The 16806-nt window shown below is 61.4% G+C and carries 15 protein-coding genes and 1 tRNA gene; 13 read left to right on the plus strand and 3 right to left on the minus strand.

The window, feature by feature from the left end:
- The first annotated feature begins 8 nt into the window (after positions 1–8).
- The 11 genes from QZZ60_RS00635 (at position 9) to QZZ60_RS00685 (ending at position 11226) form a co-directional block, all read left to right on the plus strand.
- Entirely contained in the window at positions 9–299 is a 291-nt protein-coding gene (locus tag QZZ60_RS00635) for a DUF503 domain-containing protein (protein WP_294445729.1), read from the plus strand.
- Positions 289–1290, plus strand: a complete 1002-nt coding sequence (locus QZZ60_RS00640; RefSeq protein ID WP_295636358.1) for a bifunctional oligoribonuclease/PAP phosphatase NrnA — start codon at positions 289–291, stop codon at positions 1288–1290. Before QZZ60_RS00635 ends, QZZ60_RS00640 begins: the two co-directional genes overlap by 11 nt.
- 47 nt (positions 1291–1337) lie before the next feature.
- Positions 1338–2174, plus strand: coding sequence for a diaminopimelate epimerase (dapF, locus tag QZZ60_RS00645; RefSeq protein ID WP_295636361.1), 837 nt, complete (start codon positions 1338–1340; stop codon positions 2172–2174).
- Between the two features lie 63 nt (positions 2175–2237).
- Complete coding sequence (dapA, locus tag QZZ60_RS00650; RefSeq protein WP_295636364.1) at positions 2238–3113, plus strand: 4-hydroxy-tetrahydrodipicolinate synthase; 876 nt, start codon at positions 2238–2240, stop codon at positions 3111–3113.
- A gap of 414 nt (positions 3114–3527) precedes the next feature.
- Positions 3528–3890: a DVU0772 family protein gene (locus tag QZZ60_RS00655; RefSeq protein WP_295636366.1), complete on the plus strand. Its 363-nt coding sequence runs from the start codon at positions 3528–3530 to the stop codon at positions 3888–3890.
- A gap of 290 nt (positions 3891–4180) precedes the next feature.
- A tRNA-Leu gene (locus QZZ60_RS00660) sits at positions 4181–4265 on the plus strand.
- Between the two features lie 68 nt (positions 4266–4333).
- Complete coding sequence (gene tig, locus QZZ60_RS00665; protein ID WP_295636369.1) at positions 4334–5650, plus strand: trigger factor; 1317 nt, start codon at positions 4334–4336, stop codon at positions 5648–5650.
- 69 nt (positions 5651–5719) lie between these two features.
- Positions 5720–6331: an ATP-dependent Clp protease proteolytic subunit gene (locus QZZ60_RS00670; protein WP_295636371.1), complete on the plus strand. Its 612-nt coding sequence runs from the start codon at positions 5720–5722 to the stop codon at positions 6329–6331.
- Complete coding sequence (gene clpX, locus QZZ60_RS00675) at positions 6328–7569, plus strand: ATP-dependent Clp protease ATP-binding subunit ClpX (RefSeq protein WP_295636374.1); 1242 nt, start codon at positions 6328–6330, stop codon at positions 7567–7569. Before QZZ60_RS00670 ends, clpX begins: the two co-directional genes overlap by 4 nt.
- A gap of 179 nt (positions 7570–7748) precedes the next feature.
- Positions 7749–10184 (plus strand): endopeptidase La, encoded by a 2436-nt coding sequence (lon, locus tag QZZ60_RS00680; RefSeq protein ID WP_295636376.1) that lies wholly within the window; start codon positions 7749–7751, stop codon positions 10182–10184.
- A 190-nt stretch (positions 10185–10374) separates the two neighbouring features.
- Positions 10375–11226, plus strand: a complete 852-nt coding sequence (locus QZZ60_RS00685; RefSeq protein ID WP_295636379.1) for an aldo/keto reductase — start codon at positions 10375–10377, stop codon at positions 11224–11226.
- Here QZZ60_RS00685 and QZZ60_RS00690 read toward each other — a convergent pair.
- The 3 genes from QZZ60_RS00690 to QZZ60_RS00700 all read right to left on the minus strand — a co-directional run bounded on the left by QZZ60_RS00690 (position 11214) and on the right by QZZ60_RS00700 (position 15111).
- The gene (locus tag QZZ60_RS00690; protein ID WP_295636381.1) at positions 11214–12122 is read right to left on the minus strand and encodes an AraC family transcriptional regulator; all 909 of its coding nucleotides are present in this window, start codon (positions 12120–12122) and stop codon (positions 11214–11216) included. The two genes, QZZ60_RS00685 and QZZ60_RS00690, sit on opposite strands and share 13 nt — an antisense overlap.
- Positions 12123–12242: 120 nt before the next feature.
- A complete protein-coding gene (locus tag QZZ60_RS00695) occupies positions 12243–14534 on the minus strand; it encodes a heavy metal translocating P-type ATPase (RefSeq protein ID WP_295636384.1) in 2292 nt (763 codons plus the stop codon).
- Positions 14535–14901: 367 nt separating this feature from the next.
- Positions 14902–15111, minus strand: a complete 210-nt coding sequence (locus QZZ60_RS00700; RefSeq protein WP_295636387.1) for a heavy metal-associated domain-containing protein — start codon at positions 15109–15111, stop codon at positions 14902–14904.
- 139 nt (positions 15112–15250) lie between these two features.
- On the opposite strand from QZZ60_RS00700, the gene QZZ60_RS00705 reads away from it, so the two are divergent.
- Both QZZ60_RS00705 and QZZ60_RS00710 read left to right on the plus strand, forming a co-directional pair.
- Complete coding sequence (locus tag QZZ60_RS00705) at positions 15251–15646, plus strand: helix-turn-helix domain-containing protein (protein ID WP_295636390.1); 396 nt, start codon at positions 15251–15253, stop codon at positions 15644–15646.
- A 96-nt stretch (positions 15647–15742) separates the two neighbouring features.
- The gene (locus tag QZZ60_RS00710; protein WP_295636393.1) at positions 15743–16798 is read left to right on the plus strand and encodes a hemolysin family protein; all 1056 of its coding nucleotides are present in this window, start codon (positions 15743–15745) and stop codon (positions 16796–16798) included.
- Positions 16799–16806 lie beyond the last annotated feature (8 nt).

A 16806-nucleotide genomic window follows, 5' to 3' on the forward strand; every position in this document is an offset into this window, starting at 1 on the left:
CGCACGGCATGGTCATAGGCGTTCTCACCGTGGAATACGCACTGCACGGCAACGACTCGCTCAAGGGCAAGCGCCGCGTGGCGAACAGCCTGAAGCAGAAGGTGCGCAACACCTTCAACGTCGCCATAGCCGAAGCCGGCACCGAGGAATCTCTGGTCAGGCTGCGGCTGCAGGTCGTGTCGGTAAGCAACAGCGAACGACACATGCAGTCCCGCATGGACAAGTGCCTGCTTATGATGGAAGCCGTGTGCGAAGAAGAAATGGTCTACAGCGACCTTGAGTTTTTCTATGACGACTGAAAACATTTCCGTTCCTGAAGAGCTGCTCTCCGCTCTGCGTAGGCACAAGCGCGTGCTCATCGCCGCCCACGCCCGCCCCGATCCCGACGCCATGGGCTCAAGTCTGGCCATGGCCTGGGCGCTGCGTTCCACGGGCTTGGACGCGCTTGTGTTCAACGAAGACGGTCTGCCTCCCTTCCTGCACTTTCTCACGCTCCCCGGACCCGTGCTCACGAGCCTCGACAGCCTGCCCTGCGATCCCGACCTCGTGGTCTGCCTCGACTGCGGCGACAGAGCCCGTCTCGGCGAGACCATCCAGCCTCTGCTCGACCGCGTGCCCAGCGTGAACATCGACCACCACCTCGACAATCCCCTCTTCGGCACCGAGGCCAACTGGGTGGAACCCGGCATGGCCGCCACGGGCGAGCTTGTGGCGTACATCGCGAAAGCCCTTCGCGCCCCTCTGCACGGAGCCTTGGCCGAAGCGCTTTACGTGGCCATTTCCGCCGACACCGGCAACTTCAGCTACGGCAACACCACGCCCGGAGCCCTGCGTCTCGTGGCGGAAATGGTGGAAGAGGGCCTCGACCTGCCGCGGCTGCGCGAAGCCATGGAAAACAACTGGACCGAAGCCAGGCTGCGTCTGTGGGGCCGCATCATGCAGAAGGTCCGCATCCTCGAGGACGGGAAACTCGCTGCCGCGCTCATCACGCTTGAAGACATGAAATCCTGCAATGCCAGCCGCGAGGACTCCGAAGGCATTGTGGAACAGCTGCGCCGACTCTCAGGCGTCCGCGTGGCGCTCATGCTGCGCGAGGAGGAAAAGGACGGCAAAATTCAGGTCAAGGCAAGCCTGCGCTCCTCCGGCAGGGACAACGTTCAGAAAGTGGCCGCCCAGTTCGGCGGAGGCGGACACCGCAACGCCGCCGGAGCCACCATCGCTCTCGACGCCGAAAAGGCGCTCGCCGTCATGCAACCCTATATCCGGTTCGTATGGAACCGGCTCCAGTAAAGCATCTCCTGCGGGCCGCACACGCGGCCCTTCCCCGGATCACTACCATGAAAGACATACGCTTCCATAAAATGCACGGCTGCGGCAACGACTTCATCTTCATCGACAACAGGGAGGCCGAAGTCAGCGTGCCGCAGATGGCCTCCTGGGCCGTCATCCTGTGCAACCGCAAGACGGGCATAGGCGCCGACGGGCTGCTCTTCCTCGACAGCACCCCCGCAGACAGGCAGGGCGACTTCATCTGGCACTTCTACAATGCCGACGGCTCCCGCGCGGAAATGTGCGGCAACGCCTCCCGCTGCGCCTCCTGGCTGGCCGTGGATCTCGGACTTGCCGGACGCACGCAGTGCTTCGGCACCGACGCCGGACTCATCCATGCCGAGGTGGACGTGGAAAACATGCGTTCCCGCGTGGAGCTCACCCATCCCGAAGGCATGGTGCTGCACACCCCGCTGGAAGCCGACGGAAAGACCTGGGACGTCAACTTCGTGAACACGGGCGTGCCGCACGCCGTCATCGTGTGCGAGGACTGCGACAAGGTGGACGTGGACCGTCTCGGCCGCATCTTCCGCTATCACGAGCACTTCGCCCCCAAAGGCACCAACGTGAACTTCATCACCGTCACCGGAAAGGACGCCATCCATGTGCGCACCTACGAGCGCGGCGTGGAAGGGGAAACGCTCGCCTGCGGTACCGGCGCGGCGGCTTCCACTTGTATCGCTCATGCACTTGGGTTGACGGACAGCTGCGTCAATGTCACTACTTCAGGTAGGGAACTCTTGGGCATTGAACTTCAGGGCGACTCGGTCTTCCTTTCCGGAGCCGTGGCCCGCGTGTTCACGGGCATCATCGATCCCTCCATGTTCAGCCTTTTGAAATTCTGACCGTCCGGGGCCCAGTCGTCTGGAAATCTCTCTTCATTCAATTCATCCCGCTCGGAGAAAAACATGTTTCACGGTACGATAACTGCTCTGCTTACCCCGTTCAAGAATGGCACCATCGACGAAGAGGCCTACCGCGCCCACATCGAGTGGCAGATCGAACAGGGCGTGAACGGCGTGGTGCCCTGCGGCACCACCGGCGAATCCGCCACCATGACCCATGCCGAACATGAGTCCGCCATCCGCATCTGCGTGGATCAGGTGAAGGGACGCGTCCCCGTCATCGCCGGCGCAGGCTCCAATAATACCGTAGAGGCCATCAGCCTGACCCGCTTCGCCAAAAAGGCCGGCGCCGATGCGGCCCTGCTCATCTCCCCCTACTACAACAAGCCCACGCAGGAAGGCATCTTCCAGCACTTCAAGGCCATCAACGACGAAGTGGCCCTGCCCATGTTCGTATACAACGTGCCCGGCCGCACCGGCTCCAACGTGCTGCCCGCCACGCAGGCCCGCATGGCCCGCGAGCTCGAGCACGTCATAGGCTGCAAGGAAGCCACCGCCAACCTGGTGCAGATCTCCAACATTCTCGAACAGTGCCCGGCTGACTACATTCTGCTCTCCGGCGACGACTTCACCGTTCTGCCCACCTACGCCGTGGGCGGCAAGGGCGTGATCTCCGTGACGGCCAACGTGCTGCCCGACATGATGTCCGCCCTCACCGCGGCCTGCGAGCGCGGCGACTACGAGGAAGCCCGCCGTCTGCACTACAAGCTCGAACCCATGAACCGTGCCATGTTTGCCGAGAGCAACCCCATCCCCTGCAAGACCGCGCTGTCCCTCATGGGCCGCATGGAACCCGACGTTCGTCTGCCGCTCTGCAGCGCCAGCGAAAAGACCGTCGCGCTTCTGCGCGAGGTTCTTGCCTCCTACGGCAGAATCTAGCTTCCGGCTCCGAGTGAAAGGCTTCGGGCGTCTCCCTTTAGGGGGACGCCCTTTTTTGTCCCTCACGCCCGGCAAAAAGAGCTCGTCTCCTCCCGTATTCAGAACGCTCATGGCCTGCTCGGCCGCGCTATCCAAGGATTGCCGCTCCCCCCTTTGTTCTCGCCGGCGCTCAGCACAAAAAACATCCGTCTTCTGTCCCAGGATGCGGGGAATCATTAAAAAACATTATTATAATCAAATAATTATAATCATCAAAAAAAATAAAACGTCCTATTTTTGCACACTGCCTAAAATTCTTATCAGGAATTATTCTTGACAAGAGAAAAATTCATGCCCATACTGTCTTCAACGACCATGCTTATGGAGAGGCGATTCCGCCGCCGCTCCGAGTTTTCTCCCATAAAGGAGTTGACCATGCAGTACAATACCCCCGATCAGCTCAAGGCCTTCAGCCGCCTGCCCATAGAATGGAACCTCGACCCCGCCGACGCCGTGACCCTGTACCTTGAATGGGGAAACAACGACTGGAGGGCCGAGCATCCGCCCGTCCGCTCCAAGGACGACTTTGCGCACTACTTCGTGCTCGACAACTGGACCGATCATCCCACGCTGCGCCTTGTCATGCGCAACTCCGAGGCCACGGAGGACCTGTGGGTGTATCCGCTGCCCAGAGAGCTTGAAGGCGACTTCAAGCAGGAATTCGGTTCGCTGAAGGGCGTGTTCATGCCCTCCGATCCCATGAAGGACTGGCTGAAAAAACAGCTTTACGCCGCGTAGTCATACGCATCCCTCGACCAGGGCCCGACGGAACATCCTCCGGCGGGCCTTTTTTTGAACGTCTTCCGCGCTTTTCTTCCGGCGGAAAAAGTCCCGGCTCTTCGTCCACTTCTGACGGAGCTCTCCTCCCTGACCGCAAAGGGGACGAGCGTCGGAAGCGACGAAGGGAAATCTCCCGCCGCTCAAGGGCGGAAAGCCTGCGCCGCAGGCCGCCGGACAAGCGCCGTTCCTCTTGCCTCCGGCGCGAAGCTGTGTTAAATTCATCGCCTTGCAGTATATGGAACTTTTCTGCGAGAGTGGCGAAACTGGCATACGCACTGGATTTAGGATCCAGCGGAGCAATCCTTGAGAGTTCAAGCCTCTCCTCTCGCACCACCTCTTGCGCCATTTCCTCCGCCGGACACGCGAGGTTCGGCGGCTTATTCATAAGGAGTTTTACCGATATGGCTCACAGCATTGAAGTCGTTTCCCCCGTTTCCCGCAAAATCAGCGTGACCGTCCCCGCCGAGGAAGTCAACGCCGCGCTTTCCGCCGCCGCCCGCGAAGTGGGCGCTTCCGTCACGCTGCCCGGATTCCGCAAGGGCAAGGCTCCCGCTTCCGTCATTGAAAAGCGCTTTGCCGGGGAAGTGATTTCCCGCGCCACCGAAACGCTGGTGGAGCGCCGCGTGGCCGACATTCTGAAGGAAGAAGACTTAAAGCCCCTCTCCCGTCTCGACTACGAAGGCGGACAGATCACCCGCGGCCAGGACCTTTCCTTCTCCTTCAGCTTTGAAACCCTGCCCGACGACATCAAGCTGCCCGAAGACCTTTCCGCCCTCACCGTGGAAATGGATTCTTCCGAAGCCACGGAAGAAGAGCTGGCCGCCTTCACGAACCGCCTGCTGAAGAGCACCGCCACGCTGGAAGAAGTGAAGGAAGCCCGTCTTCCCGAAAACGGCGACATCGTCACCATTGACGTGGACGGCGAAGTGGACGGCAAGAGCGTGCCCGGCATGAAAGTGGAGAACTACAGCATTCAGCTCTCCGAACCCGCGGAAGGCAAGGAACTCTCCGAGCTCGACAAGATCATCCGCGGACTGCACGCCGGCGAAGAAGGCACCGGCTCCATGGTCTGCCCCGAAGACCATGTGGACGAGACCCTGCGCGGCAAGACCGTGAACCTTCGCGTGAAGCTCAACAGAATCAGCCGCGAAATTCTGCCCGAACTCAATGACGACTACGCCAAGAAGCTCGGCTTCCCGGATCTCGACGCCCTCAAGAAAATGATCGCCGATCAGGCCAACCACAACAAGCTGACCAATGCCCGCAGCGAAGCCGAGCGCAAGCTCATGACCTCGGTGCTCGAAGGTCAGACCTTCCCCCTGCCCGAAGCCGTGGTGAAGGCCCAGCAGGAAGAGTACGAAAACGAAGTGCGCGAGTACCTCAGCCAGCAGGGACTTGAGAAGGAAGCCGTCGACGAGACCGTCAAGAACATGGCCGAAGACAGCCGCAAGCAGGCCGAGGAACGCGCCCGCATCCAGCTGTTCCTCACCGCTCTCGCCCGCCGCGAAAAGATCGAAGTCACCGCTCAGGAAGTGGACATGCAGATCATGCAGATGGCCCACCAGTACAAGCAGGACTTCCACAAGCTGCGCGAGGCGCTCTATCAGAACGGCGCCGTCAACGACATTCAGGACCGCATGGTGAACAGCAAGGCCATGAACCTCATGTTCGACAAGGCCCAGAAGGTCGCTCCCGCCGCCGAAGCCAAGGCCGAATAAAGAATCAGGAACAAGGAACGATTCCCCGGCCCCCAGGGCTGGGGAATTCCTTTCTTAAGGAGTCCAGACGTGACTATTCCCTTCGTTATCGAATCCACCGGACGCGGAGAACGTTCCTACGACATCTACTCCCGTCTGCTCAAGGACCGCATCGTGCTTCTGTGCGACGAGGTCAACGATGCCACGGCGTCTCTCATCTGCGCCCAGCTTCTGTTTCTGGAATCGCAGGACCCCGAGAAGGAAATCAGCCTGTACATCAACAGCCCCGGCGGGTCGGTCACCGCTGGCATGGCCATTTACGACACCATGCAGTTCATCGCGCCTCCCGTGGCCACCATGTGCATAGGCCAGGCCGCCAGCATGGGAGCCTTCCTTCTGGCCGGCGGCGCGAAGGGCATGCGCTACAGCCTGCCCAACAGCCGCATCATGATCCATCAGCCCTCCGCCGGCGTGCAGGGGCAGATCACCGACATGGACATACACGTGCGTGAAGGCATGCGTCTCAAGAAGAATCTGAACCGCATCCTTGCCGAAAACACCGGCAACACTCTCGCCCGCGTATCCGCCGCCACCGAGCGCGACAACTTCATGTCCGCCGAGGAGGCCCTCAAGTTCGGTCTTATCGACCGCATCCTCAGCTCCCGCCACGACGTGGCGGCCCTTGCAGGAAAACAGGCATGAGCGACGAAGAAAAGGAACTCCACTGCTCCTTCTGCGGCAAGAGCAGCACCCAGGCACGCCACTTCGTGGTGCAGGGCGACGTGTGCATCTGTGATGCGTGCGTGGCCGCCTGTTCCCGCATCATGGCGGAAGAGGATGCCGAGGAAGGACAAAGCTCCGCCTCTGCTTCCGGCGAACTGCTCACCCCCCAGCAGATAAAGGCACGGCTCGACGACTATGTCATCGGACAGGAACGCGCCAAGAAGATTCTTTCCGTGGCCGTGCACAACCATTACAAGCGGGTGTTCCACGCCGGAGCCATCGAAGGCGTGGAGCTCGAGAAGAGCAACATTCTGCTGCTCGGCCCCTCGGGCAGCGGCAAGACGCTGCTTGCCCGCACGCTGGCGCGCATTCTCAAGGTGCCCTTCGCCATAGCCGACGCCACCACCCTCACCGAGGCCGGCTATGTGGGCGAGGACGTGGAGAACATTCTCGTCCAGCTTCTGCAGAACGCCGACTACGACCTTGACGCCGCGTGCAAGGGCATTATCTATATCGACGAAATCGACAAGATTTCCCGCAAGGCCGACGGCCCGTCCATCACCCGCGACGTTTCGGGCGAGGGCGTGCAGCAGGCTCTTTTGAAAATCATCGAAGGCACCGTGGCCAACATTCCGCCCAAAGGCGGACGCAAGCACCCGCAGCAGGAGTTCATCCGCATGGACACCTCGAACATCCTGTTCATCATGGGCGGCGCGTTCATCGGGCTGGAAAAGCTGGTGGAAGCGCGTTCGCGCGGCACCAGCATGGGCTTCGGCGCGCACATCGAAAAGAAGACCGAACATCGCATAGGCGAGCTGCTCGACAGGGTGCTCCCCTCCGACCTCGTGCAGTTCGGGCTCATTCCCGAATTCATCGGCCGCATTCCGGTGATCACCCATGTGGAAGAGCTCGACGTGGACGATCTTCTGCGCGTCATGACCGAGCCGAAGAACGCGCTGGTCAAACAGTACCAGAAGCTCTTCGAGCTCGACGGCGTGACGCTGACATTCGAGGACGACGCGCTGCGGGCCGTGGCGGAAAAGGCGCTGGAAAACAAGACCGGCGCCCGCGGCCTTCGAAACGTGCTGGAAAACGTGATGCTCGACATCATGTATGAACTTCCCACCCTCAAGGACGTCACCGAGTGCATCATCACCCGCGGCGTCATCGAGGGGACGGACAAGCCCGTTCTGAAGCGTTCCGCAGAAAGCCGGTAACGGCTGCGCGGGGCGCTTCAACCGGCGCGCCAAGACGGAAGAGAATTCTTTTCGTCGCACGCGTCACGGGACAAAAACTTTCTCCGGGGACATCCCCGGTCCCGGGTCTTGCGTTCCTGTCTTTCCGGTCTTCCGGCCGGACAGGAACGCAATTCCGTAACGGGAATACGAGGTTCCTTATGGCTGAACAGACTCCGCTGGAATTGCCCATCATCACGCTTCGCGAAGTGGTGATGTTTCCGCACGCCGTCATGACGTTCCATGTCGGGCGTTCGGCTTCGGTAAGCGCCATCAACAGCGCCGTCACCGAATACGACAAACAGATATTTCTGGTCGCGCAGACCAGCTCCGCCATCGAGCGGCCCGGTCCCGAAGACCTGTTCCGCATAGGCGTGGTCAGCCGGGTTCTGCGCGCCGACCGTCTTCAGGACAACACCATCAAGCTTGTGTGCGAAGGGCTGTACCGCGCCTCGTGGCTGCCCCTGAACGCAAGTTCCACCTTCGGCGACAGAGCCTTTCCGCGCCTGCGCACCGTGCGCGTGGAGGAAACGCTGAACAGGGACGACGAGCTTCCCGCCGTGGTGGAAGCCCTGCAGGAATCCCTTTCGGAAGCCTGCCGGCAGAACCGCCGCATCACGCCCGAACAGCTCGCGGCCTTTGCCCTCATCGAAGACCCCGGCACGCTGGCCGATGCCGTGGCCCCCTGCCTCAAGGCGGACTATCTGCACAAGCAGGCCATTCTGGAAACGCTGGATCAGGGACAGAGACTGCGCCAGGTCTATGAGTCGCTCGGCGGAGAGCTCATCTCCTCAAGCATCGACAAGACCATCAAGAGCCGCGTCAAGGCCCAGATGGAGCAGAACCAGAAGGAATACTACCTTACCGAGCAGCTCAAGGCCATCAACAAGGAACTCGGCCATGACGACATTCAGGCCGAAATCCTTGAACTGGAGGAGCAGCTCAAGGCCAAGAACATGCCCGAGGAAGCCCGCGAACGGGCTCTTCGCGAAGTGCGCAAGCTCCGTCAGATGCCTCCCGCATCCTCGGAATACGTGGTGGCCAGAAACTACGTCGACTGGATCATCGATCTGCCGTGGAACGAGCTGAAAAAGATAGACATCGATCTCGCGAAGGCCAGAGAGGTGCTCGACGGCGGTCACTACGGCCTTGAAAAGGCCAAGACCCGCATTCTTGAATACCTTGCCGTGCAGAAGCTCTCCGGCTCCCTCAAGGGCCCGATTCTCTGCCTGGTGGGCCCTCCCGGTGTGGGCAAGACTTCGCTCGCCAAGTCCATAGCCGAGGCCACGGGCCGAGAGTTCGTGCGCATTTCCCTCGGCGGCGTGCGCGACGAGGCCGAAATCCGCGGTCATCGCCGCACCTACATCGGCGCTCTGCCCGGCAAGATCATCATGGCACTGAAGAGGGCGAAGTCCAACAACCCGCTCTTCTGCCTCGACGAAATCGACAAGATGACCGTGGACTTCCGCGGCGACCCGGCCTCCGCCCTTCTCGAAGTGCTGGACCCGGAACAGAACAGCGCGTTCAACGATCATTATCTCGACATGGATTACGACCTCTCGCAGGTGTTCTTCATCACCACGGCCAATTCCATGCAGAGCATCCCCGCGCCCCTTCTCGACCGCATGGAAGTGCTCGAGCTTTCAAGCTACCTTGAAGGCGAAAAGGTGCACATCGCCCGCGAATTCCTGCTTCCGCGGCAGTGGAAGCTGCACGGCCTTCGGGCCGAGAACATGAATCTTACGGACGAGGCTCTCCTTGAGATCATCCGCTCCTACACCCGCGAATCCGGCGTGCGCAATCTGGAGCGGCAGATTGCCGCCCTGTGCCGCAAGACGGCCATCCGTCTTGTGGACGCAGACGACACGAACCTCTGCGTGACCATCACGGACAAGGATCTCGAAGACTTCCTCGGCGTCAAGAAGTACCGGTACGACGAAAAGGAAAACGCGCCGCAGGTCGGCGTGGTGGCCGGTCTTGCCTATACCGGCGCAGGCGGCGACATCCTGTACATTGAAACCGTGATCATGCCCGGCAACGGCAAGGTGCAGGTCACGGGCAAGCTCGGCGACGTCATGAAGGAATCCGCTCAGGCGGCCTTTTCCTACATCCGTTCCCGCTCCAGCCAGCTCGGTCTGCGTCCCGACTTCTACAAGGACATCGACATTCACGTGCACGTGCCCGAAGGCGCCGTACCCAAGGACGGACCTTCGGCAGGCATCACGCTGGCCACGGCCATCGCCTCCGCACTGCTCGGCATCGCCGTGCGCGACGACGTGTGCATGACCGGTGAAATCACCCTGCGCGGCCGCGTGCTCCCCATCGGCGGACTCCGTGAAAAGCTGCTTGCCGCAAGCCGTTCCGGCATGAAGACCGTGCTCGTGCCCGCCGACAACGAAAAGGATCTCAAGGAAGTGCCCGAAGAGATCCGCAGGACGCTGGACATCCACTTCGTGCGCGATGCCGACGAAGTGCTGCCCCTTGCCCTCATGGCCTCGAAGGAAGAAATATTCTCCGGCGAGGCATCCCATGCGCTGACCCACTCCCTGCGCGCCCATCGCGCGCTCGGTCAGGATCTCGGCGGCGCGGTGCTGTAGATCCCCGACGTTCTCTTCCGAAGCCCGTCCGGCAAAAGCCGGACGGACTTTTTTTTCGGCAGAAAAAGGCAAGCTGACGACAGAAACGGGCATGGGCTTCCGCTCTCCGATCCCGTATCATGCCCTCTGTTTCCCAAAGGCGGCAGCGCCGCCGAAACGCTTTACCCCAAAACGATCACGGAGGGCTCTCATGCAGAACGTTACCCTGAACAACGGCGTCGTCATGCCCATGCTGGGATTCGGCGTCTATCAGATAAGCGACGCCGACACCTGCAAGGCATGCGTATCAGCCGCCCTTGCGGCCGACTACAGGCACATCGACACCGCAGCCGCCTATCTCAATGAGGAAGCCGTGGGAAAAGCCGTCGCAGAAAGCGGGATTGCGCGCGAGGATGTCTTTCTCACCACCAAGCTGTGGATTCAGGACACGGGATACGAAAAAACGAAGGCTGCGTTTGCCGCCTCTCTGAGGCGTCTCAGCACAAACTATGCCGACCTCTACCTCATTCATCAGCCCTTCGGAGACGTGTACGGTTCCTGGCGCGCCATGGAGGAGCTGCTTGAGGAAGGTAAAGTCCGGGCCATAGGCGTGAGCAACTTTCCGCCCGACAGACTGGTTGACCTCATCCTGCACAGCCGCATCGCTCCGGCCGTGAATCAGGTGGAAACTCATCCCTTCTGTCAGCAGCGTCAGGCCGTGACCGTCATGAAGGAGTACGGCGTGCGCACGGAATCGTGGGGGCCTTTTGCCGAAGGCAGAAACCATCTCTTCCATAATCCCGTGCTGCTCTCTCTGGCGGAAAAGCACGGGAAAAGCGTGGCACAGGTGGTGCTGCGCTGGCTCAATCAGCGCGGCATCATTGCCATTCCCAAAAGCGTGCGCCCCGAGCGCATGGCCGAAAACCTCGCCGTCTTCGACTTTTCTCTGGACGACGAGGACATGGAATGCATAGCTTCGCTCGATACGGGAAAGAGCCTTTTCTTCGACCACCGGGATCCGGCCGTGGTCAAGGCCCTGTGCTCCATGCGCTACGACATCTGACCGGCTCCGCCTCTCATCTTCCGTCCCCGCTCCGCGTCGCGCCCCGGCGACACGCCGAACAGACGCCGGTATTCTCGACTGAACTGCGACTCGCTTTCATAGCCCACGGCAAAGCACGCCGAAGAGACATCGTGTTCTTCCAGAATCATAAGCCTGCGCGCCTCCATGAGGCGCAGTCTTTTCTGATACTGAAGAGGACTCATGGACGTGACGGAACGGAATTGATGATGAAGCGTGGAAACGCCCATGCCCGCCAGCCTCGCCAGAGACTCCACGTTCATGGGCTGTCGGAAGTTCTCCTTGAGCCACGCTGCAGCCCGCGCCACCTGCCTGCCGGGAGAACCCTCCCTGCAAAGCTGTGCAAGCCACGGCCCCGCAGGGGAAAGCAATGCCCGGTAATGGATCTCCCGCGCAATGAGCGGAGCAAGATACGGCGCCTCCTTTGGAGAATCCAGAAGCCGGATCATGCGGACAAAGGCATCAACGAACGCATCGTCGGCATGAATCAGGGCAACGGCCCGTCTTTCCTCCGAACAGAAAAAAAGTCCCGCCTCCCGCGCAAGCTCCGCAAGCATGACCGGATCAAGTCTGAGAGACACGCCGAGATACGGCGACGAGGGAGAAGCCTCACTCACATAGAAGAGAGCAGGCATGTCCATGCCCACCATAAGGCAGTCGCCCGGCCCGTAGTCGTATTCTTCCGCCCCCACGGCTGAATGCTTTCTTCCTCCGGCCAGAAGAGCCATCGCGGGAACATACAGGCACCGCTCCGGCCTGCTGGCCGTACTTCGGCGTCCCATGCGGACGCCGGGAAGACCGGTATCCCTCATGCCGTCTTCCGGCAAAAGGCGCAAAAGCCGCTCTCCAAGTTCCTTCAGGCCAGATGAAACGTCCATGAAGATTCTCCCGTCATGTACGGCACTCTACAACGAAACGGCAGGAAAATACAAACGGCAGGACGGCAAGAGCCCCCGTCAGACGAACTGACGGGGGCTCTTGAAACAGTTTTTCCGGTCTCAGCGGAAGTTTCTCAGGCGCAGGGCGTTGAGCACCACGGACACGGACGAAAGCGACATGGCCGCTCCCGCCAGCATGGGCGACATGGCCGGGCCGCCGAACAGAAGCAGCACGCCTGCGGCCACGGGCACGAGCAACACGTTGTAGCCGAAGGCCCAGAACAGACTGAGGCGGATGTTCGCAAGCGTGGCGCGCCCAAGGCCGAGCGCCGTCTTCACGCCGGGCAGCCCTCGCAGAAGCACCACGTCCCCGGCCTCCATGGCCACGTCGATGCCGGAGCCCATGGCCATGCCCACGTCGGCGCGGGCAAGGGCCGGAGCGTCGTTGATGCCGTCGCCCACCATGCCCACGCGTCTGCCTTCGGACTGAAGACGCGATATGACCTGTTCCTTGCCGTCGGGACGAACGCCCGCCACCACGTCGTCGATGCCGGCCCTTGCCGCCACGGCGCGCGCGGTGCGCTCATTGTCGCCGCTCAGCATCATGACGCGGCAGCCCATGGCGCGAAGCTCACGAATGACGCCGGGCGTTTCCTCGCGCAGCGGATCAGCCACGCCCATCACGGCCAGAAGCTTCCCGTCCGAGGCAAGCAGAAGCGGAGTCTGGCCGTCGTCGGCAAGACCCGTCACGAACGTTTTCTGCTCTTCGGAAAGAAGGACGCCGTGCTCCGAGAGCAGCTTTTCGTTGCCGAGCAGAAGTTCCCGTCCGTCCACGCGTCCCGTCACGCCCGCTCCGCCCACGGCAAGAAAGCCCTCCACGGCTCTTGCGGCAAGGCCGCGCCGTCCGGCCTCCTTTGTGACGGCCAGCGCCAGCGGATGCTCGGACACGGCCTCCAGCGAGGCGGCCAGAGCGAGCGCCTCGTTCTCATCCATGCCTTCCGTACGCAGGCTCACCATGCGGGGACTGCCTTCGGTGAGCGTGCCCGTCTTGTCGAACACGATGGTGTCGAGATGGCCCGAAGCCTCCAGCGCCGTGCCGTTCTTCATGAGCACGCCGAGCTGAGCTCCGCGACCCGTGGCCACCATGATGGACATGGGCGTGGCCAGACCGAGCGCACAGGGACAGGCCACCACCAGCACGGCCACAAAGACGCGGAGCGCCTCCCCGAAGGGAAGGTCGCCGAGGAAAAGCCACGCGAGGGCGGCCGCCGTGGCCACGGCGATGACGGCGGGCACGAAGTACAGACTGATGCGGTCGGCAAGTCCGGCTATGGGAGCCTTGGAGCCCTGCGCCTCCCGTACCAGATGGATGATGCGTGCAAGTGCCGTGTCCGCCCCCACGCGGCGGGCTTCCATGACGAAGGAACCGCTTATGTTCAGCGTGCCTGCGCTGACCTCGTCGCCTGCGGCCACGTCCACGGGCATGGATTCACCCGTGAGACTCGACATGTCGAGGGAGGAAGCGCCTTCCGCCACCACGCCGTCCACGGGAATGCGGGAACCGGGCTTGATGAGCAGTCTGTCGCCGGGCATGACAGAACTTACGGAAAGCTCCTTCACGCTTCCGTCCGGCATCATGCGCTCCACGCGTTCGGGCGTAAGTTCCATAAGGCCTCGGATGGCCTCGGAAGTCCTCGTACGGGACACGGCCTCCATGTACTTGCCGAGGGATATGAGCGCAATGAGCATGCCCGCAGATTCATAATACAGGCCCATGACGGCCTGATGCGCCTCTTCGGGCGTGACTGCCGCGGCTATCTCCGCGGTGCTCCACAGGCTGTAGAGCAGCGCCGCGCCCGTGCCCATGGCCACAAGAGAATCCATGTTGGGCGCGCCGCGCAGAAGCAGCGGGATGCCGTGCCGGTAGAAAGCTCGGCCGGACCAGACGATGGGCAGCGTGAGAAGCAGCTGGAACAGGGCAAAAATCAGAGGACTGTCATGCGGCGAAAGCCACGAAGGCAGCGGCAGGCCCCAGTGACTGCCCATGGCCACGACCACGAGAGGCACGGCGAAAACGAACTCCGTGACGAGATGGCGACGACGCCGGGCAAGATCGTCCCGGGTCTTTTTCTGCTCGCTCTCCCACAGGTCGTGTTCATCCACGTCCGGGGGAAGATAGGAAGCCTTGAAGCCGAGCCTATCCACCCTTTCCGTCACTTCCCTGACGAAGGCGTCAAGACCGTTGTCCAGCGCGCCTTCGGCAGGACGCACCTGCGCGGTGCCGTCGGCAAGACTCACGCTGGCGCTGTCTATGTGCTCCATCTTGCACAGAGCCTTCTGCGAGCGGGCAGAGCAGGCCCCGCAGGCCATGCCGTCTATACGAAACCTGAGAATCTCGGGATTGTTTTTCATAGGGCTTTCTCGCTTTGGAAAGAGGTGCCCGCGCCCGCCGGAGGAATGGGCAACAGGAGGAGCAGGGCGGCAGACGCGGGCAGGAAAACGACGAAAAACGGAGGGAAGGCGTCCTCTGAAAATGCTGCGTGCCTCTTCGGAGGAAAAAAAGATGACGGCGCAGGCGACCGCCGGAACACGTCGGCAGGACGCCGGTCGGCAAAGGCTTAAGCGTGCCGCCGTCCATGACGGAGGCGGCACGCGGCCCTGAAAAGACCTGTACCCCGGCGCGGCCGCTTACGGCGCCGGATGAAGGTACAGCGCGCCTCTTCCAGGCCCGACGACTCCGTCCCTGCCCCTTTCGACCGGGACGGAGCCGTCAAAAGGTTCAGCGGATGGCGGTAACTTCAAAGCCAAGATCGTCCACGGCCTTTCTGAAGGCATCGTCGGACACGCTGTCCGCGGCTTCCACCGTGGCGGTCTTGGCGGCGAGATCCACGTTCACGTCGCTGACGCCGGGAATTTCACGCAGCGCCTTGTCCACGTTGGAGGTGCAGTGACCGCAGCGCATTCCTTCGATGCAGATGACTTTCTTCATGACCATTCTCCTTTTTCCCTGAAGGAAAGAGACGTCCCTTCCGGACATCTTCGTTTGACTTACGTTTCTTTTATAGCTATGAATATTTTATAAGCAAGAACGTACTTTTTTGGTATATAGTACCCAAAAGGATACCACAATGAACGACCAGGCCACCTGCTGCTGTTCCCATGCCGCACCGACGCCGGGCGCAGAGCTCCACTGTCCCGTGGAAGCCACGCTCGGCATGATAGGCGGCAAGTACAAGACTCTCATTCTCTGGAAGCTGATTTCCGGCCCCATGCGCTTTTCCGAGCTTCGACGCGCCGTGCCCGCCGCCACGCCCAAGATGCTGACCCAGCAGCTCAGGGAACTGGAAGGCGACGGCCTCGTGCACCGGGAGATCTTTCCCGTCATTCCGCCCCGCGTGGAGTACTCGCTCACGGATTTCGGCCGGACCATACGTCCCGTGCTGGAGTCCATGTACGACTGGGGCAGCCGGTACCTCGAACGAAAGGGACTCACGGCCAACTGCTCCATGGAGCCGCTGCCCTGAAAAAGCCGCCTCGCGTCAAAGGCAGGCGTCCGGCATTGCCGTGACGACCTTCTTCGGCTAGAATGACGCAGATTAACCTTCAACCCCGGCCCTGCCATGACCGCCCTCATCATCACCATCGTCCTTGCCCTGTCCATTTCCGCGCTCTGCTCCACCATGGAAGCCATGCTCTACTCCATTCCATGGACCACGCTTGAAAAAATGAAGGAATCAGGTTCCCGCTCTGGCAAGATCCTGTACCATATGCGCTCCAACGTGGATCAGCCCATATCGGCCATTCTCACGCTGAACACCATCGCCAACACGGCGGGCGCATCCCTTGCGGGCGCACTGGCCGCCGTGGCGCTCGGGCCGGAAAACATGCCCTACTTCGCCGCGCTCTTCACCGTGCTCGTGCTGCTGTTCGGCGAGATCATCCCCAAGACCCTCGGCGTTTCCTATCCCGGCGCGCTCGGTCGTCTTCTCGCGCTTCCGCTTCTTTTCATGACCACGGTGCTGCGGCCCGCCACATGGCTGTCCGGTCAGATAACAAGGCTCATCACGCCGAAGAAATCCGGCCCCGAAGCCACAGAAGACGACATCAACGCCATGGCGCGCATCTCCCGTCAGGCCGGCGTCATTCAGGGCTATGAGGAAACCGCCATCCGCAACATCCTCGCGCTGGATCAGAAACGCGTGCACGACGTGATGACGCCCCGCACCGTGGTGTTCTCCCTCTCGGAAAACTGCACCGTGGACGAGGCCCATGCCATTCCCTCCTTCTGGCACTTCAGCCGCATTCCCGTGTATGCCGAGGACAACGAGGACATCGTGGGCATCGTGCTGCGCCGGGACGTGGTGCTGCACAGAGACGCCCACGAAGGCAGCATGACGCTCGGCGAAATCATGCAGCCCGTGCACTTCGTGCTCGAATCGCTCACCCTCGACAAGGTACTCGCCGAGTTTCTGGAACGCCATCAGCACCTCTTCGCCGTTCTCGACGAGTACGGCGGCCTTGCGGGCGTCATTTCCCTCGAGGACGTGATGGAAGAAATGCTGGGCCGCGAAATCGTCGACGAAAGTGACGTGGCCGCCGACCTTCGCGCCGTGGCCAGAAGCCGCCGGGCCAGAACCGCGGCCTCCGCGAAGAGCGAACATCCCGAGCACGGCTAAACAGGAAC

The organism is uncultured Mailhella sp., from assembly GCF_905187505.1.
Classification (GTDB): Bacteria; Desulfobacterota; Desulfovibrionia; order Desulfovibrionales; family Desulfovibrionaceae; genus Mailhella.

Excerpts from the sequence above, each read along its gene's own strand:
- QZZ60_RS00655 (WP_295636366.1), top strand. The coding sequence starts at position 3,528 with ATGCAGTACAATACCCCCGATCAGCTCAAGGCCTTCAGCCGCCTGCCC.
- tig (WP_295636369.1), top strand. The coding sequence starts at position 4,334 with ATGGCTCACAGCATTGAAGTCGTTTCCCCCGTTTCCCGCAAAATCAGC.
- dapF (WP_295636361.1), top strand. The coding sequence starts at position 1,338 with ATGAAAGACATACGCTTCCATAAAATGCACGGCTGCGGCAACGACTTC.
- QZZ60_RS00685 (WP_295636379.1), top strand. The coding sequence starts at position 10,375 with ATGCAGAACGTTACCCTGAACAACGGCGTCGTCATGCCCATGCTGGGA.
- QZZ60_RS00705 (WP_295636390.1), top strand. The coding sequence starts at position 15,251 with ATGAACGACCAGGCCACCTGCTGCTGTTCCCATGCCGCACCGACGCCG.
- QZZ60_RS00690 (WP_295636381.1), bottom strand. The coding sequence starts at position 12,122 with ATGGACGTTTCATCTGGCCTGAAGGAACTTGGAGAGCGGCTTTTGCGC.
- lon (WP_295636376.1), top strand. The coding sequence starts at position 7,749 with ATGGCTGAACAGACTCCGCTGGAATTGCCCATCATCACGCTTCGCGAA.
- QZZ60_RS00635 (WP_294445729.1), top strand. The coding sequence starts at position 9 with ATGGTCATAGGCGTTCTCACCGTGGAATACGCACTGCACGGCAACGAC.
- QZZ60_RS00695 (WP_295636384.1), bottom strand. The coding sequence starts at position 14,534 with ATGAAAAACAATCCCGAGATTCTCAGGTTTCGTATAGACGGCATGGCC.
- QZZ60_RS00640 (WP_295636358.1), top strand. The coding sequence starts at position 289 with ATGACGACTGAAAACATTTCCGTTCCTGAAGAGCTGCTCTCCGCTCTG.
- QZZ60_RS00710 (WP_295636393.1), top strand. The coding sequence starts at position 15,743 with ATGACCGCCCTCATCATCACCATCGTCCTTGCCCTGTCCATTTCCGCG.
- QZZ60_RS00700 (WP_295636387.1), bottom strand. The coding sequence starts at position 15,111 with ATGAAGAAAGTCATCTGCATCGAAGGAATGCGCTGCGGTCACTGCACC.
- dapA (WP_295636364.1), top strand. The coding sequence starts at position 2,238 with ATGTTTCACGGTACGATAACTGCTCTGCTTACCCCGTTCAAGAATGGC.
- clpX (WP_295636374.1), top strand. The coding sequence starts at position 6,328 with ATGAGCGACGAAGAAAAGGAACTCCACTGCTCCTTCTGCGGCAAGAGC.